A 25,665-nucleotide genomic window follows, 5' to 3' on the forward strand; every position below is an offset into this window, starting at 1 on the left:
GCGAGGGGCCGTTCCCGTTCCGACCGCCGCCGCTACGGCACGCCGAGCAGGCGGAGCAGGGCGGTCGTCCCGGCGGCGGCGACCACGACCAGCACGAACGGCGCCCGCCGCCAGGCCAGCAGCACCCCGACCAGCACCCCCGCCGGCCGGGCCCAGCCGGCGAACGCGCCGGCCTCGGTCAGCGCTGCGGTCGCCGCGAGCGCGGCCAGCAGGGCCGCGGCGCCGACCGGCAGCAGCCGGCGGGACCACTCCGGCAGGTCCAGCCGGTCGCGCAGCAGCACCCCGGCGACCCGGAAGCCGTACGTACCGGCGGCCAGCGCCAGGATCACCGCGATCAGCACGACTCCCCTCCCGTCCGGCGGACCGGGCCGGGGTTCCCGACCCCGCGCCCGGCGTCCGGGATCGGGGCGGGCGTCACCCCGACCTCCCGGACGCCGGTGACGGAACCGGCGACGGGAGTCGGGCTGGAGGTGCCCCCGGTCTCCCGTCCACCGGTTCCGGATCCACCCCGGCCGGCCCGGCGGGTGTCCCGGGTCGGGGCGGGCGTCGCCCCGGCTTCCCGATCGCCGGTCCCGGCCCTGGCGCGGACGGCCCGTACGCCCAGCACGGCCGGACCGGCCAGCGCGAGCAGCACCGGCAGGCCGGCCGGCAGCAGCGGGGTGGTGAGTACGGCCAGCACCGCGCCGGCCAGCGCCATCCGCCGGGTCTCCCGGTCGCGCAGGCTGGGCAGCAGCAGCGCGATCAGGCCGGCCGGAAAGGCGGCGTCCAGCCCCAGCGCGGCCGGATCGCCGGCCACCCCGCCGACCAGCACGCCGAGCACGGTGCCGACGTTCCAGGTGACGAAGAACAGCACCGCGGCCAGCCAGAACGCCCGGTGCCGGGCCGGGCCGGCGGGCTGGGCCAGGGCGAACGCGGTGGCCTCGTCGGTCATCAGGTGGCTGCCGAGCAGCCGTTGTCGCAGCCGGGGGCCGAGGCTGTCGCCGAGGGTCAGGCCGAACGGCAGGTGCCGGGCATTGAGCAGCAGCCCGGCCAGCACGGCGGCCAGCGGGCTGCCCGCCGCGACCAGCCCGACCGCCATGAACTGCGCCCCGCCGGCGAACACCAGCACGGACATCGCGGCGGCCGCCCAGCCGGGCAGCCCGGCGGCCACCGCCACCGCGCCGAACGAGGCGCCGACGGCCACCATCGCCGCCCCGATGGCGGCGACGTCGCGGAGTACCCCGCCGTCGGCTGTTCGTTGTACCGTACGCATGGTCCACCATGATGAACGGGCCACGCGTGATCGTCAAACCGAACAACCAGACCGACGGAGCGAACATGGCCGCCGTACCGGCACCCCCGCTGGCCACCATCGCCGCCGCGATCCGCCGCGAGCGCGAGCGGGTCGGCGTCTCGCTGACCGAACTGGCCCGGCGGGCCGGGATCGCCAAGTCCACCCTCTCCCAACTGGAGTCGGGCGTCGGAAACCCCAGCGTGGAAACGCTGTGGGCGCTCGGCGTGGCGCTGGACGTGCCGTTCAGCCGGCTGGTCGAGCCGCCGAGCCCGGCCGTCCAGGTGGTCCGGGCCGGCGAGGGCCCGCGGATCCGCTCCGAGCACGCCGACTTCGCCGGGACGCTGCTCAGCGCCGGGTCGACGCATGCCCGACGTGACGTCTATCTCCTCGAACTGGAGCCCGGCGCGGTCCGCAAGGCCGAGGCGCACACCCCGCGCAGCATCGAGCACGTGGTGGTCGGCGCCGGGCGGATGCGGGTCGGCCCGGAGTCCGACCCGGTGGAACTGGGCCCCGGAGACTACGCCACCTTCCCCGGCGACGCCCCGCACCGCTACGAGGCGCTGGCCCCCGGCACCTTCGCCGTGCTGGTGATGGAGCACCCCTGACGCTCCCGGCGGTAGAGCCGGGCCACCACGTCCTCGATGTCCGGCTCCACCACCGAGACGTCCCGCAGCGCGCCCAGCCCGGCGAGCCCGGCCACCACCTCGGCCACCCGCGCCGACTCCAGCGCGAACACCAGCCGGTGCCCGTCGTTCTCCACCCGGTGCAGCGACGCGCCGGGCAGCACCGGCGGTTCGGGCACGGGGGCGTCGAGATCGGCCACCACCAGCCGACGGGAGCCGTACCGCTCGTGCAGCGCGGCGATCGACCCGTCGTGCACCAGCCGGCCGTGGTCGATCACCACCAGCCGCCGGCAGAGCCGTTCGATGTCGGCCAGGTCGTGGGTGGTCAGCACCAGCGTGGTGTCGCCGGTGCGGCCCAACTCGGCCAGGAAACCGCGCACCGCCTGCCGGCTGACCACGTCCAGGCCGATGGTGGGTTCGTCGAGGAAGAGCACCTCGGGGCCGTGCAGCAGGGCGGCGGCCAGCTCGCCCCGCATCCGCTGGCCGAGGGAGAGCTGGCGGACCGGCACGTCCAGGAACGCGTCCAGATCGAGCAGTTGCCGGCAGCGGCGCAGCCGGGCGGCGTGCGCGCCGGGCGGCACCCGGTAGACGTGCCGGAGCAGGTCGAAGGAGTCCCGCAGCGGCAGGTCCCACCACAGCTGGGAACGCTGGCCGAAGACGACGCCGACGCGCAGCGCGAGCCGGGTGCGCTGGGCGACCGGGCGCAGCCCGCAGACGCGTACCTCGCCAGCCGAGGGTGTCAGCACCCCGGTGAGCATCTTGAGGGTGGTGGACTTGCCGGCCCCGTTCGGTCCGATGTAGCCGACCAGCGCCCCGCGCTCGATCCGCAGGTCGATCCCGTCGACGGCGGTGACCAGCCGCTTCTCCCGGCGCAACCGTCCGGCCTTGACCCGGACGGTGAACTCCTTGCGCAGTGCCTTCGTCTCGATGACGCTCATGACCCCGTACTCCGGTAGTGGCGGACGCCGGTGCGCCAGGCGGCGGCGGCGATCGCGGCGGCGACCAGCGCGACGCCCGGCGCGGCCCAGCCGACCCAGCCCGGCAGACCGAGCGGGTCGGCCCGGCCGAGCAGGGCCAGTGCCGGGTGGTAGCCGACGAAGGCGAAACCCAGGCCGTACGCGAAGAGCGCCCGGAACCATCCGTCGTAGACGGTGATCGGGTAGGTGGTGAAGTCCCGCCCACCGTAGGTGACCGAGTTGGCCAGCTCGCCCGAGTCGACCCAGAAGAAGGAGACGGTGGCGGTGGCGACGAAGACCGCGCCGAAGAAGACCACCGCGGCCAGCGGGGCGAGGACGACCAGCAGCACCCGGGCCGGGGTCCACTGGATCCCGGCGGAGCCGACCGCCACGACCAGCACGGCGAGCCCGAAGACCGCCCGGGACACCTTGCGCAGCGGCAGGTCCATCAGCAGCAGTTGCGGCAGGGTGCCCAGCGGGCGCAGCAGCACCGCGTCGAAGAGCCCGGTACGCACGTAGCGGGGCAGCCGTTCGATGTTGCCGACCAGCAGGTCCGCGAGGGCGAACGCGCTGGTGGAGATGCCGACGATGACCATCGTCTCGCGCAACGTGAAGCCGCCCAGCTCCCGGGTCACGCCGAAGACGACCAGCACGGTGACCACGTCGAAGACGGTGGACCCGACGTTGCCGACCAGGTCCACCACGAACGACGTCCGGTACGCGGTCTGCGACCGGGCCTGCGCCCCGAGCAGCGCCCGGTACGCGGCCAGCACGCCACCGGTGCGCGCCGGCGCGGTCGGGCCGGCGCGGTCAGCCACCCTGCACGACCAGTCGGCGTTCGGCCCGGCGCTGCACCAGCCGGCAGGCGGCCAGGACCAGCACCGCCCAGCCCAGCTGCACGCCGACCAGGGCGAGCTGGTTGCCGGTCGGATCCCGCTCGACCAGCACGTCCAGCGGAGTCTGCAGCAGGCTCGGAAACGGCGTGCCGAGCCAGAGCAGCAGCTGGAGCCACTCGGGCAGGAAGCGCAGCGGGAAGTAGAGCCCGGTGAGCACGCCCGAGACGAGCGTCCAGAGGATCACCGGGCCACGCACGTCGTGCAGCCAGTACGCGGTCGCGTTGACCAGGTAGCGGCAGCCGAAGCAGAGCACCACGGCGACGAGCACGGAGAGCACGAACAGCGGCCCGGTGACCCACCGCTGCGGCACGTGCACGGGGAAGAAGAGCGGGCCGACCAGCACCGGCGGTAGCAGCCGGGCGAACGCGGCGTAGCCGGCCCGGCCGAGGTCGGCGGCGAGGTAGCCGGTCACCGGATGCACCGGGCGGAGCAGGTCGGCGGCGACCTCACCGGTGCGGATCCGGTCGGCCAGGTCGGTCCATCCCCAGAGGAGGATGACGGCGAGCAGGCCCTGGCCCACCCAGACGAAGGCGGCGAGCTGGGCCCGATCGTAGCCGGCCACCGTGCCGGCCGCGCCGACCGCGGCGAGCAGCACGTAGCAGCGGAGGAAGCCGAAGACGCAGTTGGTGACGACGCCGGCCACCGCCGCCTGGCGGTAGGTGGAGTATCGTCGGAAGCCCGATCCGGCTATTGCCCTAAATGTCCGAAACCATAGGATAACGTTTGAGGCGGCAGGCGGTGCCACAGTGGCGGTGAGCGAGCCCACGCCGCTACCCTCCTTTCCGCAGCCACGCCGTGCCGGAAGGGGCGACTTTACCGGCCGACGGGGTGCCCAGCGCGACAATTTCCAACGAGGTGACATCGCCGTGAGCGAGCGGACGCGAGCCGGCCACCGGGACGCGGCCGTGAGCGAGCGGACGACCGGCGGTGACCCCGGCATGACCGCGCGTCCCCGCACCGGCGACGGGCCGCCCGGATGAGCCGCGGCTACGCGGACCGGTGGCACGACCCGGCGGAACCGTCCTGGGTCGTCGAACCGACCACGGAGTGGCACCCCCAGTTCCCGGGCCAGCGCTATCCGGGCGACATCGGCATCCAACACACCCCGCCGCCGGCGCCCCGCGGTCGGGCGGCCGTGGTCGGCCGCGCCGAGGTGCCGCCGCTCGCGCCAACCCGCCCCGACGGGACGTACCTGGGCCAGTCCTGGGAGGACGAACCGGACGGCTGGGACCGGCACCGGGGCAGCGACGGCCGGCGGTACGACGACGACCCGTACCGCCCGGGGCGGGGCGAGCCCGGGTGGCCCGACGACCGGCAGCGGCCGGCCCCGAACCGGCGGGACGAGCACGCCCGTGCCCCGTTCGGCGTCGACGGCGGGCGCGCCGCGCCCCGCGACCACGACCGGTACGACGACCGCGCGGCCCGGCACGAGCCACCCGGCCGGGGGCGCTCCGGCGTCGCGCCCGTCTCCCCCGCCAGCCAGTCGGAACCCGGCTGGCTCGCCGAGCCGGACGAGGACCAGCCGCCGCGCCGGCCGGCCGCGCACGGCTCCAACGGCTACGAGCAGCGACCGGCCGAGGGCACCCGCCGGCCCCGCTACCAGTGGGACCGCGCCGGCGACCAGCGCGAGCGGCCTCCGGCCGAGCAGCGCGACCGGTTCACCGGCGAACGCCGGCCCGCCGACCACCACGAGCGGTACCCCGCCGAGCGCCCCGACCGGTTCCCCGCCGAACCCGAGCGGTTCGCCGCGGAGCAGCACGAGCGGTTCGCCGCCGAGCGCCGGGACCGGGGACCGGTGGACCGCGCCGGGCAGGCCGGCCGCTGGGAGCGCCCGGACCGGCGCGCCGGCGAGCGGCCGTACGACGACGCCGAGCGCCGCCGGCCGGAGCCGGACGAGCACCGGCGGTCGCGCGAGGCCGCCGCCCGGGCCGAGCCGTACCCGGACCGGCGCCTCCGTCCGGAGGCCCGGCCCGAGTTCCACCGCGAGCCGCCGGGCCACCCGCCGCCGCGTCCGGAGGGCGGCCTGCCCTGGCCCGCTCCCGGGCCGGTCCGCCCCGCGTACGACCGGAGCGCCGGCCACCACGCCGACCCGCGGCCCGACCACCGCCGGCCGGCGGAACCGGCCGGCCCGTCCCGGGCTGACCGGTACGACGCCGCCCCGCCGGCCGACGGGCGGCGCCTGCCCGCCGCCGGCGCGCCCGCTCGTGACCTGCCGGCCGCCGGCCGTCCCGGGCCCTCCGGCCCGGCGGACCGTGACCTGCCCACCCGGGGCCGACCCGACCCCCGCGCGCCCCACGCCGACCGCCCGGTCTCCCCCGCGTCACCTGGCGACCGCCCGGTCTCTCCCGCCCCGCCGGAGCAGGCCCGACCCGGACACGCCGGACCCGCCCCCCGCCCGCCCTACGCCGACCGACCCGTCTCCCCCGCCGCGTCGGATCGGACCCGACCCGGACACGCCGGACCCGGCCCCCGCCCGCCCTACGCCGACCGACCCGTCTCCCCCGCCCCACCCGGCGACCGGCCCGTCTCATCGCCCTTCGCCGGGCGACCGGCCGCCGGGTCGCCTCCGGTTGTCCCGCCTCCGACGTTCGATCCGCCGGCCGCCGGCCGGCCCGTGTCGCCGGCTCCGGCCGCCGGACGTGGCCCAACCCCGCCTCCGGGGTCCGGTCGCCCGGTGCCACCGCAGTACCCGGCCGCACCGGCGCAGCCCGGCCGTGCGGATCGCCCGGTCGGCACACCGCCCGCGATCGACCCGGCGGCTGCCGCCGGCCCCGACCGCACGGCCGCGCCGCCACCCTGGGGCCCGGCGCCGGCGACGCCCGGCGGCGACCGGCCGGAGACGCCAGCCGCCGAGCAGCGGCCACCGGCCACCCGCCCTCCGTCCGCACCCGACGAACGGCCGGTCTCCGGACCGCCGGCCGCCCGGCTGCGGATGGAGTTCCCGCCGGCCCCGGACGCGCCGGCGAGCGCCCCACCGGCGTCGCCGGCGGTACCGGCCGACCGGAATGGCGCGACTCCCGCCGACCGTCCCGGGTCGGGCGGCGGCACCACGCCGCCCGGGACCGGGCAGCCGGCGCCTCCAGGGCTGGCCATCACCCCCGACCGACCGAAGGTCTACGTCCCGCCGCCGAGCGATCCACCCGCGCCGGCCCTGCCTCCAGAGCCGGCGGCCGGAAAGGCCCCGAGCGGACCGGCCGCCTGGTTCGGGCCCGCCAAGCCGGCGGCGGAGGCCGACACCACCGCGACAGAGCGCGCGGCCAAGCCATCCGTGCCGGCGGACCCCGGGCCGGCCGCACCGACACCCGAGCCGGTCACGGACCAGGTGACGACGCCCGTCGGGGGCGAGGTGGCAGCACCGGTCGCCGCCGCCGGCCGCCAGCCGGCTCTCCCGCCGCACCTCGACCACGCCGTGGCACCGGTCTCCGCGCCGCCTGTCGAGGCGGGTGCCGCCGCGCCGCCGGCCGAGACGCTCGCCCCGGCGCCGCCGGTCGGCTCCGGTGCGGCCGCACCAGCACCGGGCGACGGCGAGCGGCTCGGCGGCGTCCCGACGGCACCGGATCCGGCCGGGCCGGCCCCCCACACCGACACGCCGGTGTCCGCGCCGCCGGCGAGTACGGCGGCCCCCACCGGCCTGGACCCGGTGACCGCCGACGCGGTGCCGCCGGCCGCTGCCGACGCGGCCGCCGCCCCGCCCGGTCCGGCCGCGCCGCCCACCGCACCCCGTTCCGGCCCGCCGGCCGCGCCGGTTTCCGCACCACCGGCTCGGCCCGTGTCCGCACCGCCCGCTGCTCCCATGTCCGGCCCGCCGGCCGCACCCGTATCCGCGCCGCCCGGCGCTCCGGTCTCCGGCCCGCCGGCCGCACCCGTCTCGGCCCCACCGGCGGCACCCGTGCCGGCGCAGCCCACACCACCGGCATCCGCGCCGGTCTGCTCCGTTCCGGCCGACGCGTCGGTGTCCACGCCAGCCACCGCGCCCACGGCCGACGCACCCGCCGCCCCGGTGCCCGCCCCGCCCGCGACACCCGACCCGACCGGGCCCACGGCACCCGTGTCCGCGCCGCCGGGCACGCCCGTCTCCGGCCCACCGGCCGCACCTGTCTCGGCCCCGCCAGGTGGGCCGGTACCCGCGCCGCACGGGGCGGCCGTCTCCGCCCCGGCCGGCGCGCCGATGCCCGCACCGGCCACCGTGCCCACGGCCGACGCACCTGCCGCCCCGGTCGCCGGCCCGCCCGCGACACCCGACCCGGCGCGACCCGCGGCACCCGCGTCCGCGCCGCCGGCCGCGCCCGTATCGGCGCCGCCCGGCACATCCGTCTCCGCGCCACCGGCCGCGCCCGTATCGGCGCCGCCCGGCACACCCGTCTCCGCGCCACCGGCCGCGCCCGTATCGGCGCCGCCCGGCACACCCGTCTCCGCGCCACCGGCCGGAGCCGGGTCCCGGACCGACATACCGGACCCGGCCGCGGAGCGGGCCGGGGCGCAGGGGGATCCCGAGCAGGTGCTCGCCAGCTACCGGTGGCGGCTCGACCCGGTCACCCTGCGCGAGATGGTGGACGACCCGGACGAACTGCGGACCATCCGCCGGCGCCTGACCGAGAAGCTGGGCACCACGGTCGACAACCGGTCCCGGGCCCGGCTGCTCAGCCTGCGCGCGGTGGTGTCGCGGGTCCTCGGCGAGCTGGACGACGCACTCGCCGACGGTCGGCTCGCGCTGACCTACGCCGAGGCCACCGGCGAGCTGCGGCGGATCGCGCTGGCCCAGGCCCGGTTGGCGCACGTGCTGCGCTGGCGGGGTGACCACGCGGAGGCCGACCGGCTCTTCGCCGAGGCGAACTCGCCCGAACTGCCCGACCGGCTGCGCGCGGCGCTGCACGAGCACGCCGGGCGGTCCGCGTACGACCAGGGCCGGTTGATGGAGGCGAGCCAGCACTTCGAGCGGGCGCTGGACCTGCGCGGCGCCGCCGACGCCGACCTGCTGGCCCGGATCCGGACGGCGCTGGACGCGGTCGCCGACCGGGCCACCGAACGTGGCTTCGGGCCGTACCCCCGCACCCGCGACGACCTGCTGGACCGGGTCCGGCCCCCGGTGCCGGCCCGCGACGGCACGCTCTGGGGCTACGCCGACCCGGAGGGCGAGCTGGTGATCCCCGCCCGGTACGCGGAGGCGCAGCCGTTCCGCGAGGGGCTCGCCTGGGTACGCCGGCCGGAGACCGACCGCTGGTCGCTGATCGCGCTCACCGGCACGACGGTGATCGAACCGTCGTACCTCGCGGTGCGCTCCTTCTCCGACGGCCTGGCCTGGGTGCTCCGCGACCGGGCCGCCGGCTGGCTGGCCATCCGCCCCAACGGTGACGTGGCGATCCCGCCCGGGTTCGCCGACGTACGCCCGTTCCGGCGCGGGGTGGCCGCGGTGCGCCGGGAGGGCTGGGGCGCGGTGGACCGGACCGGCCAGGTCGTGCTGCCGACCCGGTACCACGGGTTCGCCACAGCGCTCTCCGACGGCCGCCAGGTCGACGACTTCACCGACGAGGGGCTGGCCGTGGTGGACGTGGCGGGCCGGCGGGGTGTGGTCGACCGGACCGGGCGGGTGATCGTGCCGCCGGCGCACCCGGCGCTCGTCATCCACCCGGTCGCGTTCCTGGTGGCCACCGGCGCCGGACGGTGGGGCGCGCTGGACCGGCGCGGTGAGCTGCTCATCGACCCGGTGCACCGGGACCGCGACGAGGTGGTCGCGGAGATCGAGCGGCTGCTCACCGACACCAACCCGGTGATCTGACCGGCCACCCGGCACCGGGCACCGCCGCCGCCCGAGCACACCGTCACCGCCCCGGCGGGGGTCCCAGCAGTTCGATGCCGTTGCGCGCGGCGGCGTGCCCGAGTGCGGCCGGATCGATCGGCAACGGATCCGGCAGCCGCAGCTCGGGTGCCGGCACGCCGGCCGCCGCGGCGAACCGCTCGAATCCGCCGGGGGTGGTGAGCTGGAGCGCCCGCAGCGGCTCGTCCGGCCCGACCGTGAAGGTGTGGGCCAGGCCGACCGGCAGCAGCACGAAGTCGCCCGGCCCGGCCTGGAAGGTCTGGTCGGCGCAGTGGAACCGGGCGGTGCCGGAGAGGACGTAGAACATCTCGTCCTCCAGCTGGTGCCGGTGCAGCGGCGGGGCGAAGCCCGCCGGGTTGACGAATTCGGCCACGGTCAACTGGTCCCGGGTCTGCGCGCCCGCGGCCTTGATCGTGACCAGGTTGCCGAGGAACCAGTACGCCTCCCCCTCGTCGGGACGGCGCAGGTACGGGCCGACGGACATGCCGCCTCCTCCGGTCGGCGCCGCCCGGAGCAGACGGCGCGACACCGCCCACGCCGAAGCTGCGGCGCGATGCCGGCACCACCTTCGTCAGACGGCGCAATATTGGATAGTCACCGGTATGGTGAATACATTGTTAGTATCGCGTCGTCATGGGCGACGTCAAGGACGGAAAACCGACCCGGCCGTACCGGTCCCGGGTCCGGGAGGAGAGCGCGCGGCGTACCCGCCAGGCGGTGGTCGCGGCCGCCACCAATCTCTTCGTGGCCCGTGGCTACGCGGCGACCTCGCTGGCCGACGTGGCCGCTGCCGCCGGCGTGGCCCGGCCCACGGTGTTCGCCGTCTTCGGCTCCAAGGCGGCGCTGCTGCGCCAGGTGCTCGACCAGGCGCTGGCCGGCGACGACGAGCCGGTGCCGGTGGCACAGCGACCCTGGTTCCGGCCGGTGTGGGACGCTCGCGGCCAGGGCGAGGTGCTCGACGGCTACGCCGGGGTGTGCACGCTGATCGGCGGACGCGCCGCGCGGGTCTTCGAGGCCGTACGCCGGGCGGCCGACGAGACGCCCGAGGTGGCCGAGGCGTGGGAGACCCTGCTGCGCAACCGGCGGGCCGGCGCCCGGATGGTGGTCGAGCAGGTCCGCACCTTCGGCCCGCTCCGCCAGGGCGCCGACGTCGAGCGGGCGGTCGACGAGCTGTGGTTCTACAACGACCCGGCGCACTACGCGGCCCTGGTGCTGCACTGCGGCTGGCCCGAGGACTCCTTCCGGCGGTGGCTCGCCGCGCGGATGCGGGACGTCCTGCTGCCCGCCTGACGGGCGTTCGTCAGCCGCACCCGGTCGGCCGACGGGCGGCCGCCCGGTGGCCGGGGCTAGGGTCAATGGCGGGTAGTTAAGGGTCTGGGCTGGTCGTCAAGGCAGGTCCGGCGAGGATGTTGAGGCTGAGGGTGGCTTGGTAGGTGCGTCGGTCGATGTTCGGGCCGCGGGCGTTGTATTTGGAGATCGCTCGTTTGACGGTGCGGGCGTTGACGCGTAGCCGCCGCTCAGGCAGCAGGTTGTCCAGGACGAGACGGCCGATCTTGCCGACCAGGTCGATGACGGTGCCGGCGATGACGCCGGCGGCGTGGACGACCTGATCACGGGCGGCGTTGAGGGCGATGGTGAAGCTGGCCCGGTCGGGGTCGGTGCCGGTCTGGCTGTTGGTGGCGTCGGTCATCGCGGTGCGCAAGATCTGGTAGGTGACCAGCAGAGCGTGGATTTCCTGGTCGACGCCGGCCGGGGTCCGGGCCCGTAACACCCGGCCGCCGAGGATGCTGGACTTGATCTCCAAGTAGGCGGTCTCGATCTCCCACCGCTCGTGATACAGCCGCAGCATCGCGGTGGCCGGGTAGGCGTCCGGGTCCAGCAGCGTGGTGATCAGGCGGTAGATGCCGGTGACCGTGCCAGTCTTGGTGGCGATGCTGATCTCGGCGTCGATGACCCGGACCGGCTGGCCACCGAACACCGATCGGTAGGAGCCGTCCCGCCAGCGGTGCAGGACCGGCATCTTCGGGCCGCCGCGGCCGGTCTTGGCCCGCACCAGCAGGTGCGCCTGGCGGCCGGTCACGAGCTTGAGTAGGTGCCCGGCGGCGAAGTTACGGTCGGCCAGCAGCAGCACCCCGGCGGGCAGCCGGGCGAGCAGATCCTTGGCGTAGGTGCTCTCCCCGGCGGTGATCGGCCCGAACACCGCGTCCATCACCGACCGGGTACCGCACGCCATGACCGTGACCAGCCGCAGCATCGGATAGCTGGACCCGCCCGTGCGGCCCCCGCGCTGCTTGCTGAACCGGGCCAGGTTCGCCGCGCTGTCCGCGACGCTCAGCGTGGTGCCGTCGATCGCGCAGACCAGCAGGCCGCGCCAGCGTACCGGCCCGGCCAGACTGGCCGCCGGCCCGCGCAGCAGATCGAACAACGCCCGCAACGGCGCCGGACCGACCCGGCGGCGGGCCTTGGTCAACGCGGCCTCGCTCGGGTCCGCGACCGGCAGCCCATCGAGACCGGCGACCAGCCGCTGCCACACCTGCCGATACCCCAACTCGGTGAACAAACAGCCCGCCAACAGCAGATACACCACCACCCGCGAAGGCAGATCCCGCACCCGCCGCTGGGTACAGCGGACCTGCGCGAGAACCGCATCGATCATCTCGAACGGCACCTGCTGGGTCAGCTCACCCAAATGACCCGGCGCGAACGGACCTGCCCCGACCCGGACCACACGCGTAATGACAGACTGAACAGACAGCGGGACTCCCGGCGGTAAGGCATGTCTTGGCGGACGTACCTCTCTACCGGAGTCCCGCTGCCGGTACCTGCACCAACACGCCCTCTTGACCAGCCACCGCCGCGCTTAACTACCCGGCATTGGGGCTAGGGTCGGAGACATGGAATTCCGACACCTGGGCCGTTCCGGCCTGATGGTCAGCGAGATCTCGTACGGCAACTGGATCACCCACGGCTCGCAGGTCGAGGAGGACGCGGCGTTCGCCTGCGTCCGGGCCGCCCTGGACGCCGGCATCACCACCTTCGACACCGCCGACGTCTATGCCGGCACCCGGGCCGAGGACGTGCTCGGCCGGGCGCTGGAGGGCGAGCGGCGCGAGGGCCTGGAGATCTTCACCAAGGTGTACTGGCCCACCGGGCCGGGCCGCAACGACCGCGGCCTGTCCCGCAAGCACATCATGGAGTCGATCAACGGCTCGCTGCGCCGGCTGCGTACCGACTACGTGGACCTCTACCAGGCCCACCGGTACGACTACAGCACCCCGCTGGAGGAGACGATGGAGGCGTTCGCCGACGTCGTGCACTCCGGCAAGGCGCTCTACATCGGCGTCTCCGAGTGGAAGGCGTCGCAGCTCCGCGAGGCCCACCAGCTCGCCCGCGAGCTGCGCATCCCGCTGGTCTCCAACCAGCCGCAGTACTCGATGCTCTGGCGGGTCATCGAGTCCGAGGTCGTACCCACCAGCGAGGAGCTGGGCGTCGGGCAGATCGTCTGGTCGCCGATCGCGCAGGGCGTGCTCTCCGGCAAGTACCTGCCGGGCCAGCCGCCGCCGGCCGGCTCCCGGGCCACCGACGAGAAGTCCGGCGCGGGCTTCATCGCCAAGTTCCTGACCGACGACGTGCTCACCCGGGTGCAGCGGCTCAAGCCGCTGGCCGACCAGGCCGGCCTGAGCATGGCCCAGCTCGCCATCGCCTGGGTGCTGCAGAACCCGAACGTCTCCTCGGCGATCGTCGGCGCGTCCCGCCCGGAGCAGGTGCACGACAACGTCAAGGCGGCCGGGGTGAAGCTCGACGCCGGTCTGCTCAAGGCGATCGACGAGATCATCGACCCGATCGTCGAGCGCGACCCGGCCCGGACCGAGAGCCCCGCGCAGCGGCCGTGACGCGGTCCGGCCCGGCCGGCACCCGCCGACGGGAGCCGGCCGGGCCGGTCGGGGTACGGGCCGTCAGCCCTGCCAGAAGCGGATCAGATCCAGGCCGGTGGCGTAGAGCCAGGGCGGCAGCCCGAGCAGGTCGCCGACGGCGAAGACCAGGTCGAAGAACCAGCCGCTGATCCGCGGGTTCCACAGCAGCGCGAACAGCAGGATGAAGCCGTACGGGGCGAACAGGTCGTACATCCGGCGCCACTGCGGGTTGAGCCAGGGCTGGATCATGTTGCCGCCGTCCAGGCCTGGCACCGGGAGCAGGTTCAGCACGCTCGCGGTGAGCTGGAGGAACGCCAGCAGCGCCACGGCCGCCCAGAACTCCACCGGCCCGCCGACGCCGGTGCCCAGCCGCAGCACCGCCACCAGCACCAGGGTGAACAGCACGTTGGTGGCCGGGCCGGCGAGGCTGACCAGGGTGTGCCGCAGCCGGCCGGGGATCTCGTGCCGGTCCACCCAGACCGCCCCGCCGGGCAGCCCGATCCCGCCGAGCAGCACCACCAGCACCGGCAGCGCGATGGACAGCAGCGGGTGGCTGTACTTCAGCGGGTTCAGGGTGAGGTAGCCGCGGTGCGCCACACCCCGGTCGCCGGCCCGGTAGGCCACCACCGCGTGGGCGTACTCGTGCAGGCAGAGCGAGACCAGCCAGCCGGAGACGACGAAGAGGAAGACGTCGAACCGGACGTTGCCGAACCGCTGCCAGGTCAGCACCCCGCTGGTGACGAAGAGCGCCACCAGGGCGAGGAAGACCGGGCTGGGCCGGAACGCCGCCCGGGGCATGCCGAGCACCAGCGACCCCGGGCGGTCGGAACCCATCACTCCGCCGCGGGCAGCAGGCTCATCCGGTACTCCACCCGGTCGTCCTCGACGAGCGCGACCGAGGTGACGCCGGACGCCGCGAGCTCGCGCCAGGTCTGGCCGATCCAGGATTCGGCATCCGCCTGGCTGCCGAACGACTCGGCCGGCCCCTCGACCGACTCGCCGTTCGTGCCCTCGTACCGCCAGCTCCACGCCATGCCGCGTCTCCCCTCGCCGCTGATGTCCCGTGGGACGAACCCCCGCCAGCGTAGTCGGCCGGGCCGACGCCGGTCGCTCGCTCGTCCCGCGGACCGGGGCCGGGGCTTGATCCAAGGCTGACGGAGCCGGCCGGTACCGTGGCCCGGTGCTGACTCAAGGCGTGGTGCTCAGCGGGCGGTACCGGCTGGGCGAACGGGTGGCCACCGGCGGCATGGGGGCGGTCTGGCGGTGCACGGACCTCCTCCTCGAACGCGAGGTGGCGGTGAAGGTGCTGCTGCCGGCGCTGACCGCCGATCCCGAATTCACCACCCGGTTCCGGGCCGAGGCACGGATGCTGGCGGCGCTGCGGCACCCCGGCGTGGTGGCGGTGCACGACGTCGGGCGCGCGACCCTCGCCGACGCCAGCGAGGTCGACTACCTGGTGATGGAGTACGTCGCCGGGGAACCGCTGGGCAGCTGGATCCGGCGGGCCGGCCGGCTGGACGCGGCCTCGACCATGTCGGTGGTGGCGCAGGCCGCCGAGGCGCTGCACGCCGCGCACCTGGCCGGCATCGTGCACCGGGACGTCAAGCCGGGCAACCTGCTGGTGAAGCCCGACGGCCGGGTGGTGCTGGTCGACTTCGGCATCGCCCGGTCCGGCAGCACGGCCGGGATCACCGCCGCCAACACGATGCTCGGCACCGCCACGTACATGTCGCCGGAGCAGGCCACCGGTCAGCCGGTCTCGCCGGTGACCGACGTCTACGCCCTCGGGGCGGTGGCGTACTTCTGCCTCGCCGGGCGGCCGCCGTTCGAGGGCGAGAACCCGCTGCAGGTGGCCCTGCGGCACCAGCAGGACGAGCCGGCGCCGCTGCCGGCGGGCACCCCGCCGGCGGTGGTCGCGCTGGTGGAGCGGGCGATGGCGAAGCGCCCGGCCGACCGGTACCCGAGCGCGGCGGCGCTCGCCGAGGCCGCCGCCGAGACCCGGGACGCCACGCTGGCGTCGATCCCGGTCTCGGCCCGCCCGCCGTGGGCGGTCGCCGGCCCCTCGCCCGCCGTCACCCCGCCGCTGGCCGCCGAGCCGGTCTCCGGCGCCGGTCCGGCCGCCCCGACGCCGCCGCCGGCCGTGAGCCACTCGGGCTCGTTCACCGGTACGGCCGGCGGCGGCCAGTCACCGGCCACGCCCGCTCCGGCGGGGCACCTCGCCGGGCCACCCGGCCCGCCGACGGGGAGCGCCGCCGCGCCGATCTCGCCGCCCGGGCCGGTCCCACCGCCGCCCTCCGCACCGACCACCGCGCCGGTGTGGCCGTTCGGGCCCGCCGCCGCACCGGTCTCCCCCTCCGGACCGGCCGCCGCACCGGTCTCGCCCTCCGGACCGGCCGCCGCACCGGTCTCGCCCTCCGGAGCCCACCCCGCCCCGGTGTCGCCGCCAAGCGGCCCGCCGTCCGGCTTCCCGGCCGCCGGCTTCGCGCCCGGCCGGGCCCCGGCCGGCCCGCCGGCGCCCGCGCCGGGTCAGCCCGGCGCCGACGCCTGGGGGCTGCCGCCCACCCGGGAGGACGCGGTCGAGCCGCGGCCGGGCCGGCGCCGGATCGCGCTGGTCGGCGCGGCGGGCGCCGTGCTGCTGCTCGTGGTCGGCGTGGTGGCGGCGACGACGCTCTTCGCCGGGGATCCCGGCGACGGGGAACGCCCGGCCGCGCTCACCGGCGGCTCGGTCGCGCCGGCCTCCGGCGAGCCCGCCCCGGTCGCCACCGACGGCAACGGCCGGCTGCGCACCGAGCCGGCGCCGGGCGGCAGCGCGTCCGCCAGCCCGGCACCGTCCGCCGCGCCCGGGCGGTCCACCACCCCGACGCCGGGCGCGCCGGCGCCGACCGGCGGCACCACCACCCAGCCGAGCGCCACGCCGAGCACCAGCCGACCGGAGAAGCCGAACCCGTACACGCCGGCCCAGGCGTGCGGCAGCGGCTACCAGGTGATCGACTCGGCGTCGCTGACCGTCTCGGGTGTCCGCAAGGGGCGGGTGTACCTGCTCTACCACGCCGGCACCGGCTACAACTGCGTGGTGACCATGAAGGAGACCGCGGTCGGCACGAAGACCGCGGCCTCGGCGTACCTGGAGGTGCAGGGCCGCGCCCGCAGCACCGACAGCGGGTCGTTCGAGTACTACGCGGGGCCGGTGAAGGCCAAGGCCGCCGGGGTGTGCGTGAAGTGGGGCGGGTCCACCGGCGGCGCCAGCTACGGCAGCGGCTTCGAGCACTGCGGCTGACCGCCGGCGGCCGCTGCCCCGGCCGGGCTGCGCGGTCCGCCGGCAGCGGCCGGCCGGCACGCGGGCCGGCCGGCGGGCGGGCGCCGGGCGGCCTTAAGGTACGGGCATGTCCGTTGACGGGTGGAACACGGTCCTGGTGCTCGGCGGCATCCGGTCCGGCAAGTCGGAGTTCGCCGAGTCCCTGGTCGCCGACGCGCCCACGGTCCGCTACGTGGCCACCGCCGCGGACGCGTCCGCGGAGGACGCCGAATGGGCCGCCCGGCTGGCCGCGCACCGCGCCCGCCGCCCGGAGACGTGGAGCACCGAGGAGACCGCGACCGACCCGCGCCGGCTGGCCGACGTGATCGCCACCGCCGAGCCGAACGAGACGCTGCTCGTCGACGACCTCGGCGGCTGGGTGACCGTGCTGCTGGACCCGGCCCACCAGCCGGCCGACGACACCGCCACCATCGCCGAACTGGCCGCCGCGGTGCGCTCCTGCGCGGCACGGCTGGTGCTGGTCAGCCCCGAGGTCGGGCTCTCGCTGGTGCCGACCACCCCGCTCGGCCGGGCGTTCACCGACGCGCTCGGCGCGGCCAACCGGGCGGTCGCCGACGCCTGCGACGGGGTCGTGCTGGTGGTCGCCGGCCAGCCGGCCTGGCTCAAGCCCACCCCGGCCGCACGGGCGGCGACCGTGCCGGCCCAGGCCGGCCCCGCCCCGGCCGGTCCGGCGGTCAACGGCGCGGCCGTCGCGGCCGAGCCGGCCGCGCTGCCGGAGGTGCTGACCCCCGCGGTGCCGCCGCCGGCCGCCCCGCCCGCCGAGCCCGCCACGCCGTGGGCCGCGCCCACCATGGCGCTGCCGATGGTCGCCACCGGCCTGGTCATCCAGCCCGGCATGGAACTGCCCATGCCCGACGAGTACGCCGGCCCGCAGGCCATCGAGCGGCTGGCCACGCTGGACGTGCCCGGCGCCGGGCTCGGCGTGCTGGAGCGGGTGGTCGGGTTCGCCGCCGCCACCCAGGGCACCCCGACCCCGGCCCCGTGGGGCGCGGTGCGGGTGCTGCTGCTGCACGGCGACCACGCCGGCGGGGCGGCCGCCGGCACCGTGGCCGGCGAGTCCGCCCGGCGGGCCCGGCAGGCGCGCACCGGCGAGGGCGCGCTGGCCCGGCTGGCGGCCGAATGCGGCGCGAGCCTGCAGGTGGTGGCGGCGCCGGCGGCCGCGCCGATGGAGGCCGAGCCGGCGCTCAGCGGCGAGCAGGTCGAAGCGGCCCTGCGCGAGGGTTGGCGGCTCGCCGAGCAGGCCGCCGACGCGGGCGTACGGCTGCTGGTGCTGGCCGCGTGCGGCGCCGGCACCGAGGCCGCGGCGGCGGCGGTGCTCGCCGCGACGGCCGGCGCGGAACCGCCCGCGGTGCTCGGCCGGGTGCTGACCGACGCGGGCGAGATCGACGACGCGGCCTGGATGAAGCGGTGCGCGGCGGTCCGCGACGCGCTGCACCGTACCCGCCGCTCCCCGCGCGGCGCCAAGGACGTGCTGGCCGAGCTGGGCGGCGGGGACATCGCGATCGCCACCGGCGTGCTGCTCGGCGCGACGGCCCGCCGGGTGCCGGTGATGCTGGACGGCCCGGTCGGGCTGGCCGCCGGGATGGTGAGCCGGGACCTGGCCGGGCAGGCCCGGCACTGGTGCCTGCTGGCCGACCACGGCGGGAATCCGGCCGCCCGGCTCGCCGCCGACGTGCTGGGCCTGACCCCGCTGCTCGACGTGCGGCTCGACCTAGGCGAGGGGGCGAACGCGCTGGCCGCGCTCCCGCTGCTGCGCTCGGTGCTGGCGCTGGCCGCCGCGCTGCCCACCCACCCCTCGCTCACCGGCGGCGGCTCCGACCACGAGGAGCCGGGCGAGGACGAGGAGGAGGACGAGCAGCACGAGTTCGTCGAGCCGGAGCCGGCCGGGCCGGGGCCGACCACCACCGAACCGGACGGCCAGCCGGTCGACCCGTCCGGCCGGCGTGCCGGCTGACCGGCGGCTCGCCGACGGGGCGCGGCTGGCGCTGACCACCTTCAGCACGCTGCCGGTGCGCGCCGGCCGGATCGACCGGGCGGTGGCGGGCACGGCGATGGCGCTGGCCCCGGCGGTGGGGGCGCTGCTCGGCGCGCTCCTCGCCGGGCTGCTGCTGCTCCTGGTCGCGGTCGCCCCGCCGCTGGTCGCCGCCGGGGTGACCGTGGGCGCGGGCGCGCTGCTCACCCGGGGCCTGCATCTGGACGGGCTGGCCGACACCGTGGACGCGCTGGGGTCGTACCGGCGGGGGGCGGCCGCGCTGGAGATCATGAAGAAGCCGGACGTGGGGCCGTTCGGGGTGGCCGCGCTGGTGGTCGTACTGCTGGTGCAGGCCGCGACGCTGGCGGAGCTGGCCGGACGGTCGTGGCCGGCGGCGCTGGCCGCGGTGGTGGCGGCGACCGCCGCCGGCCGGCTCGGTGTCGCCGTGGCCTGCCGGCGGGGCGTGCCGGCAGCCCGGCCGGAAGGGCTGGGCGCGCTGGTCGCCGGCACCGTCGGGCCGGTCGCGCTGGTCGCCGGCACGGCCGCCGTCGCGCTGGTGGCGGTCGCCGCGGTGCCGGACCGCCCGTGGCAGGGGCCGCTCGCCGTCGGCGCCGCCCTCGCCGTGGCGGCGGCGCTGCTGCGGCACGTGGTACGCCGGCTCGGCGGGATCACCGGCGACGTGCTCGGCGCGACCGTGGAACTGGTCACCACGCTGGTCTACCTGGGACTCGTGCTGTCCGGCTGAGTCCGGCGCGCCGCGGCGGGTAGCGTTCTCCCACGACAGCACGGCGCGGCCGACCGGGGGAACGATCATGCTCATCACTGACGACTTCCTGCCCGTACCGGTGCCGGAGTCGCTGAGCGCCACCTATCTGGTGCCGATGGCCGGGCTGCCGAGGGTCGGTGCGAAGACCGCTGTGCAGGCGCTGAAGGGCCGGCTGGCCGAGCCGGTGTACGGGCTGGCCCGGCAGATGCTGGACAGCCCGCTGATGAGCGTGGACACCCGGCCGGTGGGCGAGTTCCCCGAGCTGCCGCCGGACCTGCTCACCGCGTTCGGCGCCAGCGAGGCGCAGCTGGACCGGCTGGCCGCGGCCAGCCACCTGGTGGTGGTGCAGGCCGAGTACCGGCCCGGCTGGCCACCGGCGCACGAGTGGGCGGCGCGGGCGGTGGCCGCCGCGGTCGCCGAGTCGGTGCACGGCGACGTGGTGGACGTCTTCGGGTTGCAGTTCCTCGACCCGGCGACGGCGCTGCGCTCGCTCCCCGACGAGCAGGGGCGGATCCGGCTGGTCGACTGGGTGCTGGTGCCGTACTCCTCGGACGCCGAGGGGCTCTGGTTCACCACCAAGGGGCTGCGCCGGTTCGGGCTGCTGGAGCTGCAGACCCAGGGGGTGCCGGACCACCTCACCCGGGCCTGGGGCGCGGTGATGACCGGCGCCGCGCGGCGGCTGCTGCGGGACTGGACCGACGGGCTGGCCGGCGAGGAGGTGCCGGCGTTCGTGCAGCTACCGGTACTGGCCACGGTGACCGGGCACGACATCGCGGTGGCGTACGGCAATCCGGAGCAGCACGGGGCGACCGCGCCGGTGCTGCTGCGGCTGGAGCTGGACCCGGCAACCGACCCGGACGCCGACTCGTTCCTCAGCCTGCACCCGCCCGCCGGGCACCCGGGGCCGGCGGGGCGCTACTACGCCGCCGCCTGCGCCACCCTCTTCTCCGGCATCCAGCCGGACGTGCGCTACGCCCGGTCGGGCGACGCGATGAGCCGGGCGGTCGCCACCGCCCGCGCCGGGCTGGGCGACATCCGGGCCCGGTTCGTCACCGGCCAACTGCCGCCGGAGGCCCAACTGGTGGTCAAGTACGGCCTGCCCGGCGACGACGGCCCGGAGTTCGTCTGGGCCGGGGTGACCTCGTGGGAGTCGCCGGAGCGGATCGTCGGCGCCAGCGCCAGCGACGCGCACACCGACCCGACCGTCCGGATCGGCGCGGCCGTGGTGGTGGAAACCGCCGACGTCGTCGACTGGGCCCTGCTGGACGGCACCGGCGTCATCGAGGGCGGCTGGACCCAGGCCGTCCTCGACGCCGGCGAGCCCCCCACCCCCTGACCCCCCTTGCGCACCGCCCGACCCGTCCTCGGCGTTGATCATGAGGTTGGCGGCGATGTCGATCCCTTGGCGCCGCCAACCTCATGATCGACTCGCCGGTGGCGGGGCGGGGTCGATGATGGGGGTGCCGGTACGACCGGCCCGGGCCGCGCCCCAGTCGTAGAGGGCCTGCAGGACGGGGCCGAGACTGCGGCCCTCCTCGGTGAGCCGGTACTCCACGTGCGGCGGGTTCGTCCCGTGGTCGTGCCGTTCGACGAGGCCGTCGGCCGCCAGCTCGCGCAGCCGCTGGACCAGCATCTTCTCGCTCACCTCCGGCATCCGGCGGCGCAGCTCGCCGTAGCGGTGCACGCCCTCCTTGAGGTGGGCGAGGATCACCGGCCGCCACTTTCCGCCGATCACGTCGACGGCCAGCTCCACCGGGCAGTGGTACCGCCTCATCGGCACGCCTCCCAGATACTTACCGAACGGTGCGTACTTGATCAATCACGCGGAGCGTGGTGGGCTTTCCACATGATCATCGAGTACGTCAGGTACCGGGTCCCGCCACAGCTCCGGGACGAGTTCGAGGCGGCCTACACCCGCGCCGCCACGGCGCTTGGCGCCGCCGCGGAGTGTATCGACTACGAGCTGAGCCGCTGCCTCGACGATCCCGACTGCCACATCCTGCGGATCACCTGGACGTCGGTCGACGACCATCTGCGCGGATTCCGCGCCGGCCCGCGGTTCGGCGCCTTCTTCGCGGAGATCAAGCCGTACGTCGGGAACATCGAGGAGATGCGGCACTACCAGGCCACTCCGGTCGCCGGGCCCGGTGGTGCCGCGCCGCCCACGCTGTACGAGTGGGCGGGCGGCGACGCCGCCCTCACCCGGTTGTGCGAGGCGTTCTACCGTCTGGTCCGCGCCGACGAACTGCTCGCGCCGGTGTTCGCCCGGATGGCCCCGGACCACCCCCGGAACGTGGCGGTGTGGCTCGGCGAGGTCTTCGGCGGGCCGGCCACCTACACCGCCGAGCACGGCGGCTACCCGCACATGCTCGGCCACCACCTCCGGCTGGGGATCACCGAGGCGCAGCGGCGCCGGTGGGTGAGCCTGATGACGGACGCCGCCGACGAGGTCGGCCTGCCGGACGATCCGGAGTTCCGCGCCGCCTTCGTCGGCTACCTGGAGTGGGGCACCCGGCTGGCACTGGCCAACTCCCGACCCGACGCCGACCCCGTCCGCCAGGCCCCGGTGCCCCGCTGGGGCTGGGGCGTCGCCCCGCCCTACCAGTCCTGACCGGGTCGGCCCGGCCGCTCCCCGCCCGACCGGCCGTGGTGGCCAACCGGCTCGGGCCGGAAGGCACCACGTGGACCACCGCGACCGGGGCGGGGCGCGGGCGGTTACCTGACCGAGGGGTTGACGAAGGGGGGACGGGTGACGCGCATCTGGGCGCGGCGGCCGCGGATGTCGACCTCGACCAGGTCGCCGTCGGCCAGGTTGGCGGCGGTGTCCAGCAGGGCCAGGGCGATGCCCTGCTTCCTCGTCGGCGAGAAGGTGCCGCTGGTGATGGCGCCGACCTGCGTGTCGGCGAGGTGGACCGTCATGCCGGGGCGCGGAATCGCCCGGTCGACGGCCTCCAGGCCGCGCAGCGTACGCCGGGGGCCGGCCGCCTTCTCGGCGCGCAGCGCGTCGCGGCCCCAGAAGGCCGGCTTGTCCCAGCCGACCGCCCAGCCGGAGCGGGCCTGCACCGGGGTGATGTCCAGCGACAGGTCCTGCCCGTGCAGCGGGTACCCCATCTCGGTGCGCAGGGTGTCCCGGGCGGCCAGCCCGCAGGCGCGCAGCTCGTACGCCGCACCGGCGGCGAAGAGCGAGTCCCAGACCGCGACCGCGTGCTCGGCCGGCACCACCAGCTCGAAGCCCAGCTCACCGGTGTAGCCGGTGCGGCAGACGGTCAGCGGCACCCCGTCCAGGGTGGCGGTGGAGAAGCTCATGTACTCGTGCCCGGTGGGCAGGCCGAGCGCGCCGAGCAGCTCGGCCGAGCGCGGCCCCTGAACGGCGAGGACCGCGTACGCCTCGTGCTCGTCGGTGACCGTGACCGACGGCGGCGCGGCGGCGCGCAGCCGGCGCACCACCTCGGCGGTGTTCGCGGCGTTCGGGATGAGGAAGACGTGGTCGTCGCCGTGCAGGTAGGCGATGATGTCGTCCACCACACCGCCGGTGGCGTCGTCGCAGCAGAGCGTGTACTGCGCCCGGCCCGGCCCGATCCGGCCCAGGTCGTTGCTCAGGCAGGCGTTGACGAACTCCGCCGCGCCGGGGCCGGTCACCCGCGCCTTGCCCAGGTGCGAGACGTCGAAGACGCCGACCGCGGTACGCACCGCGGTGTGCTCCTTGAGCACCCCGCCGCCGGCGTACTCGAGGGGCATCTCCCAGCCACCGAACGGGGCGAACTTGGCGCCGAGAGCGGTGTGCCGCTCGTGCAGCGGGGAACGGCGCAGCCGGGTCGCCGCGGCGTCGGAGGTCACGTCGGTCATGGGTGGCAACTTACCGGCAGCGCACCGGCTGGTTAGCATCGGCGGGACCCGCCGGAGCCGTCGGCGGGACAGCCCCGACGTCCGGCGGGTACGGTCCGCCGGAGACCTTCATCGCCGGTACGCGACGACGCGGCCGGCCCGGCCCGCCCGGAGTAGCTTCAGTGACATCGCCCAGCACCACCCTGAGCCTGGTCGACACCGACCCCGCCGAGCTTGCCGTCGACGCGATCGTGATCGGCGTGCACAGCCAGACCGGAGAGCAGGACGCCACCAGCGGCCTCGCCGGCACCCTGCTACTCGCCAGTGGCGCGGAGAGCATCGCCGCCGCCTTCGACGGCAAGCTGACCGAGACGCTGGCGCTGCTCGGCGCGACCGGCGGCACCGGCGAGGTGGTCAAGCTGGCCACCCTGGGCACGGTGACCGCCCCGGTGATCGCCGCCGTCGGGCTCGGCCCGGAGCCCTCCGGCGCCGCCCCGGCGCCGGAGACCCTGCGCCGGGCCGCCGGCGCGGCCGTCCGCGCCCTGGCCGGCGCGCCTCGGGTGGCGCTCGCCCTGCCGATGCCCGACGACGCCGACGCCGCGACCGCACTGCGCGCGGTGGCCGAGGGCGCACTGCTCGGCGGCTACCGGTTCGCCGGTTACAAGACCCGGCCGCAGCCGACCCGCCGGGAGCCGGTGGCCGAGGTGCTGGTCGCCGTGCCGGACGCAGGCGACGCCGCCGCCCAGGCCGAGGTGGCCCGCGCCCAGGCGGTCGCCGGCGCGGTCCGGCGCAGCCGCGACTGGGTCAACACCGCCCCGAACGAGCTGCGCCCGCCGGCCTTCGCCGACGCGGTGGCCACCGCCGCCCGGGAGGCCGGGCTGGAGGTCGAGGTGCTGGACGAGGCGGCGCTGCGGGCCGGCGGCTACGGCGGCATCATCGCCGTCGGCCAGGGTTCGGAGGCTCCGCCGCGGCTGGTGAAGCTCAGCTACACCCCGGCCGGCGGCGGCACCGGCAAGCGGGTCGCCCTGGTCGGCAAGGGCATCACCTTCGACACCGGCGGCATCTCGATCAAGCCGGCCCAGGGCATGTGGGAGATGAAGTCCGACATGGCGGGCGCCGCTGCGGTGGGCGCCGCCATGCTGGCGATCGCCGCGCTCAAGCCGTCCGTGGCGGTGACCGGGTACCTGCCGATGGCGGAGAACATGCCGTCCGGCACGTCGTACCGGCCGGGCGACGTGATCAGCATGTTCAACGGCAAGAAGGTGGAGGTGCTCAACACCGACGCCGAGGGCCGGATGATCCTGGCCGACGCCATCGCCCGCGCCTGCGCGGACGGCTGCGACTACCTCTTCGAGACCTCCACCCTGACCGGCGGGCAGGTCATCGCGCTGGGCAAGAAGATCGCCGGCGTGATGGGCAGCCCGGAACTGTGCGAGCGGGTGAAGGCCGCCGGCGAGGCGACCGGCGAGCCGGCCTGGCCGATGCCGCTGCCGGACGACGTGCGCAAGGGCATGGACTCCGACGTCGCCGACATCTCGCAGGTCAACGCCGGGATGGACCGGGCCGGCCACATGCTCCAGGGCGGTGTGTTCCTGCGCGAGTTCGTCGCCGACGACGTGGCCTGGGCGCACATCGACATCGCCGGGCCGGGCTACCACTCGGGCGAGCCGACCGGCTACTGGACAAAGGGCGGCACCGGCGTCCCGGTCCGCACCCTGGTCCACCTGGTCGACGACATCGCCGCCAACGGCTGACCCGACCCCGTCGCGCCGGCCAAGATCCGCGCACGTTCACTGAAAGAGTGGCCATTCCGCCCGGGATGGCCACTCTTTCCGTGTTCGAGCCGCCTTCCGACGGGGGCGGCCCCCGGCGCCCGGCCGGGGGCCGGGGGCCGCGCGGTGTGCGGCGGGGCGGTGCGGAGCGGTCAGTACAGGTCGGGGCGGCGTTTGCGGCGTTCGTTGAAGTCGCGCATCCGCTGGGGATAGCCCATCAGGCGGACGTCGTAGACCGGGATGCCCATCCGGTGGGCGAACCGGCGGGCGCCGTCCGGGCCGTCGATCCGGCGGCGGGTCCACTCCCCGTCGTCGGCGATCAGCATCACCGTGGTCTCCGTGACCGTGGTCCGCGGCTCGATGTACGCCTCGACCCCACGCCTGGTCCGGACAAAGTTCTCAAGGTGCTCCAGATCGGCGCGGTCGGCGGCGCGGTCGAGGCTCGTCGCGCGCGCCTGCTTGCGTCGTCGGAACAGTCCCACCGACCGTCTCCCCACACTGCGTCCATCGAAGGTCGCGCCAAGCGTACGTGTCACG

21 protein-coding genes and 1 pseudogene are annotated in these 25,665 nt (G+C 76.1%); 10 read left to right on the forward strand and 12 right to left on the reverse strand.

What is annotated here, in order from left to right; all coding sequences use genetic code 11:
* Positions 1-32 precede the first annotated feature (32 nt).
* Both FHX32_RS01285 and FHX32_RS01290 read right to left on the reverse strand, forming a co-directional pair.
* A complete protein-coding gene (locus tag FHX32_RS01285; protein WP_167178714.1) occupies positions 33-341 on the reverse strand; it encodes an AzlD domain-containing protein in 309 nt (102 codons plus the stop codon).
* Positions 335-1,252, reverse strand: coding sequence for an AzlC family ABC transporter permease (locus FHX32_RS01290; protein WP_486480862.1), 918 nt, complete (start codon positions 1,250-1,252; stop codon positions 335-337). Before FHX32_RS01290 ends, FHX32_RS01285 begins: the two co-directional genes overlap by 7 nt.
* A gap of 65 nt (positions 1,253-1,317) precedes the next feature.
* Between FHX32_RS01290 and FHX32_RS01295 the strand changes: the two genes are divergently transcribed.
* The gene (locus tag FHX32_RS01295; protein ID WP_167182044.1) at positions 1,318-1,878 is read left to right on the forward strand and encodes an XRE family transcriptional regulator; all 561 of its coding nucleotides are present in this window, start codon (positions 1,318-1,320) and stop codon (positions 1,876-1,878) included.
* Here the strand turns inward: FHX32_RS01295 and FHX32_RS01300 are convergent.
* The 3 genes from FHX32_RS01300 to FHX32_RS01310 are packed head-to-tail and all read right to left on the reverse strand — an operon-like array spanning position 1,824 to position 4,514.
* Positions 1,824-2,834: an ATP-binding cassette domain-containing protein gene (locus FHX32_RS01300; protein WP_167178716.1), complete on the reverse strand. Its 1,011-nt coding sequence runs from the start codon at positions 2,832-2,834 to the stop codon at positions 1,824-1,826. The two genes, FHX32_RS01295 and FHX32_RS01300, sit on opposite strands and share 55 nt — an antisense overlap.
* Positions 2,831-3,670 (reverse strand): ABC transporter permease, encoded by an 840-nt coding sequence (locus tag FHX32_RS01305; RefSeq protein ID WP_486480863.1) that lies wholly within the window; start codon positions 3,668-3,670, stop codon positions 2,831-2,833. The genes FHX32_RS01300 and FHX32_RS01305 overlap by 4 nt, the downstream gene beginning before the upstream one ends.
* Positions 3,663-4,514, reverse strand: coding sequence for an ABC-2 family transporter protein (locus FHX32_RS01310; RefSeq protein ID WP_167178718.1), 852 nt, complete (start codon positions 4,512-4,514; stop codon positions 3,663-3,665). Before FHX32_RS01310 ends, FHX32_RS01305 begins: the two co-directional genes overlap by 8 nt.
* Before the next feature lie 210 nt (positions 4,515-4,724).
* Here FHX32_RS01310 and FHX32_RS34805 point away from each other — a divergent pair, with 210 nt between their 5' ends.
* Complete coding sequence (locus FHX32_RS34805) at positions 4,725-9,524, forward strand: WG repeat-containing protein (RefSeq protein ID WP_486480864.1); 4,800 nt, start codon at positions 4,725-4,727, stop codon at positions 9,522-9,524.
* Between the two features lie 43 nt (positions 9,525-9,567).
* On the opposite strand, the gene FHX32_RS01320 is transcribed toward FHX32_RS34805, so the two are convergent.
* Positions 9,568-10,047, reverse strand: a complete 480-nt coding sequence (locus FHX32_RS01320; RefSeq protein ID WP_167178720.1) for a quercetin 2,3-dioxygenase — start codon at positions 10,045-10,047, stop codon at positions 9,568-9,570.
* A gap of 149 nt (positions 10,048-10,196) precedes the next feature.
* On the opposite strand from FHX32_RS01320, the gene FHX32_RS01325 reads away from it, so the two are divergent.
* On the forward strand, positions 10,197-10,853 hold the full coding sequence (locus tag FHX32_RS01325; protein ID WP_167178722.1) for a TetR family transcriptional regulator: 657 nt from the start codon (positions 10,197-10,199) through the stop codon (positions 10,851-10,853).
* Between the two features lie 76 nt (positions 10,854-10,929).
* Here the strand turns inward: FHX32_RS01325 and FHX32_RS01330 are convergent, their stop codons facing one another.
* Positions 10,930-12,291 carry an IS4 family transposase gene (locus tag FHX32_RS01330; protein ID WP_486480865.1) on the reverse strand — a complete coding sequence of 454 codons (1,362 nt, stop codon included), beginning with the start codon at positions 12,289-12,291 and terminating at the stop codon, positions 10,930-10,932.
* A gap of 166 nt (positions 12,292-12,457) precedes the next feature.
* Between FHX32_RS01330 and FHX32_RS01335 the strand changes: the two genes are divergently transcribed.
* Complete coding sequence (locus tag FHX32_RS01335; RefSeq protein ID WP_167178724.1) at positions 12,458-13,456, forward strand: aldo/keto reductase family protein; 999 nt, start codon at positions 12,458-12,460, stop codon at positions 13,454-13,456.
* A 63-nt stretch (positions 13,457-13,519) separates the two neighbouring features.
* On the opposite strand, the gene FHX32_RS01340 is transcribed toward FHX32_RS01335, so the two are convergent.
* Complete coding sequence (locus FHX32_RS01340) at positions 13,520-14,311, reverse strand: site-2 protease family protein (RefSeq protein WP_167178726.1); 792 nt, start codon at positions 14,309-14,311, stop codon at positions 13,520-13,522.
* Positions 14,311-14,511: a hypothetical protein gene (locus tag FHX32_RS01345; RefSeq protein WP_088992660.1), complete on the reverse strand. Its 201-nt coding sequence runs from the start codon at positions 14,509-14,511 to the stop codon at positions 14,311-14,313. Before FHX32_RS01345 ends, FHX32_RS01340 begins: the two co-directional genes overlap by 1 nt.
* 146 nt (positions 14,512-14,657) lie before the next feature.
* Here FHX32_RS01345 and FHX32_RS34810 point away from each other — a divergent pair.
* The 4 genes and pseudogenes from FHX32_RS34810 to FHX32_RS01365 all read left to right on the forward strand — a co-directional run.
* A pseudogene (locus FHX32_RS34810) lies at positions 14,658-15,947 on the forward strand (serine/threonine-protein kinase); the annotation flags it as partial.
* Between the two features lie 913 nt (positions 15,948-16,860).
* Positions 16,861-18,747, forward strand: coding sequence for a bifunctional adenosylcobinamide kinase/adenosylcobinamide-phosphate guanylyltransferase (locus FHX32_RS01355; RefSeq protein ID WP_167178728.1), 1,887 nt, complete (start codon positions 16,861-16,863; stop codon positions 18,745-18,747).
* Positions 18,737-19,510: an adenosylcobinamide-GDP ribazoletransferase gene (locus FHX32_RS01360; RefSeq protein ID WP_167178730.1), complete on the forward strand. Its 774-nt coding sequence runs from the start codon at positions 18,737-18,739 to the stop codon at positions 19,508-19,510. The genes FHX32_RS01355 and FHX32_RS01360 overlap by 11 nt, the downstream gene beginning before the upstream one ends.
* A gap of 67 nt (positions 19,511-19,577) precedes the next feature.
* Positions 19,578-20,867 carry a DUF2314 domain-containing protein gene (locus tag FHX32_RS01365; RefSeq protein WP_167178732.1) on the forward strand — a complete coding sequence of 430 codons (1,290 nt, stop codon included), beginning with the start codon at positions 19,578-19,580 and terminating at the stop codon, positions 20,865-20,867.
* An 81-nt stretch (positions 20,868-20,948) separates the two neighbouring features.
* On the opposite strand, the gene FHX32_RS01370 is transcribed toward FHX32_RS01365, so the two are convergent.
* Complete coding sequence (locus FHX32_RS01370; RefSeq protein ID WP_167178734.1) at positions 20,949-21,305, reverse strand: winged helix-turn-helix transcriptional regulator; 357 nt, start codon at positions 21,303-21,305, stop codon at positions 20,949-20,951.
* Positions 21,306-21,377: 72 nt separating this feature from the next.
* On the opposite strand from FHX32_RS01370, the gene FHX32_RS01375 reads away from it, so the two are divergent.
* Positions 21,378-22,142: a globin domain-containing protein gene (locus FHX32_RS01375; protein WP_167178736.1), complete on the forward strand. Its 765-nt coding sequence runs from the start codon at positions 21,378-21,380 to the stop codon at positions 22,140-22,142.
* A gap of 104 nt (positions 22,143-22,246) precedes the next feature.
* Here the strand turns inward: FHX32_RS01375 and gcvT are convergent, their stop codons facing one another.
* Entirely contained in the window at positions 22,247-23,377 is a 1,131-nt protein-coding gene (gene gcvT, locus FHX32_RS01380) for a glycine cleavage system aminomethyltransferase GcvT (protein WP_167178738.1), read from the reverse strand.
* 161 nt (positions 23,378-23,538) lie between these two features.
* On the opposite strand from gcvT, the gene FHX32_RS01385 reads away from it, so the two are divergent.
* On the forward strand, positions 23,539-25,110 hold the full coding sequence (locus FHX32_RS01385) for a leucyl aminopeptidase (RefSeq protein WP_167178740.1): 1,572 nt from the start codon (positions 23,539-23,541) through the stop codon (positions 25,108-25,110).
* 170 nt (positions 25,111-25,280) lie between these two features.
* On the opposite strand, the gene FHX32_RS01390 is transcribed toward FHX32_RS01385, so the two are convergent.
* A complete protein-coding gene (locus tag FHX32_RS01390) occupies positions 25,281-25,610 on the reverse strand; it encodes a hypothetical protein (protein ID WP_167178742.1) in 330 nt (109 codons plus the stop codon).
* Positions 25,611-25,665 lie beyond the last annotated feature (55 nt).

The sequence above is a fragment of the Micromonospora sp. CNZ280 genome (assembly GCF_011759515.1).

Coding starts and splice junctions, on each gene's coding strand:
- FHX32_RS01290 (WP_486480862.1), bottom strand. CDS start 1,252: ATGCGTACGGTACAACGAACAGCCGACGGCGGGGTACTCCGCGACGTC.
- FHX32_RS01295 (WP_167182044.1), top strand. CDS start 1,318: ATGGCCGCCGTACCGGCACCCCCGCTGGCCACCATCGCCGCCGCGATC.
- FHX32_RS01300 (WP_167178716.1), bottom strand. CDS start 2,834: ATGAGCGTCATCGAGACGAAGGCACTGCGCAAGGAGTTCACCGTCCGG.
- FHX32_RS34805 (WP_486480864.1), top strand. CDS start 4,725: ATGAGCCGCGGCTACGCGGACCGGTGGCACGACCCGGCGGAACCGTCC.
- FHX32_RS01320 (WP_167178720.1), bottom strand. CDS start 10,047: ATGTCCGTCGGCCCGTACCTGCGCCGTCCCGACGAGGGGGAGGCGTAC.
- FHX32_RS01325 (WP_167178722.1), top strand. CDS start 10,197: ATGGGCGACGTCAAGGACGGAAAACCGACCCGGCCGTACCGGTCCCGG.
- FHX32_RS01335 (WP_167178724.1), top strand. CDS start 12,458: ATGGAATTCCGACACCTGGGCCGTTCCGGCCTGATGGTCAGCGAGATC.
- FHX32_RS01340 (WP_167178726.1), bottom strand. CDS start 14,311: ATGGGTTCCGACCGCCCGGGGTCGCTGGTGCTCGGCATGCCCCGGGCG.
- FHX32_RS01345 (WP_088992660.1), bottom strand. CDS start 14,511: ATGGCGTGGAGCTGGCGGTACGAGGGCACGAACGGCGAGTCGGTCGAG.
- FHX32_RS01355 (WP_167178728.1), top strand. CDS start 16,861: ATGTCCGTTGACGGGTGGAACACGGTCCTGGTGCTCGGCGGCATCCGG.
- FHX32_RS01365 (WP_167178732.1), top strand. CDS start 19,578: ATGCTCATCACTGACGACTTCCTGCCCGTACCGGTGCCGGAGTCGCTG.
- FHX32_RS01370 (WP_167178734.1), bottom strand. CDS start 21,305: ATGAGGCGGTACCACTGCCCGGTGGAGCTGGCCGTCGACGTGATCGGC.
- FHX32_RS01375 (WP_167178736.1), top strand. CDS start 21,378: ATGATCATCGAGTACGTCAGGTACCGGGTCCCGCCACAGCTCCGGGAC.
- gcvT (WP_167178738.1), bottom strand. CDS start 23,377: ATGACCGACGTGACCTCCGACGCCGCGGCGACCCGGCTGCGCCGTTCC.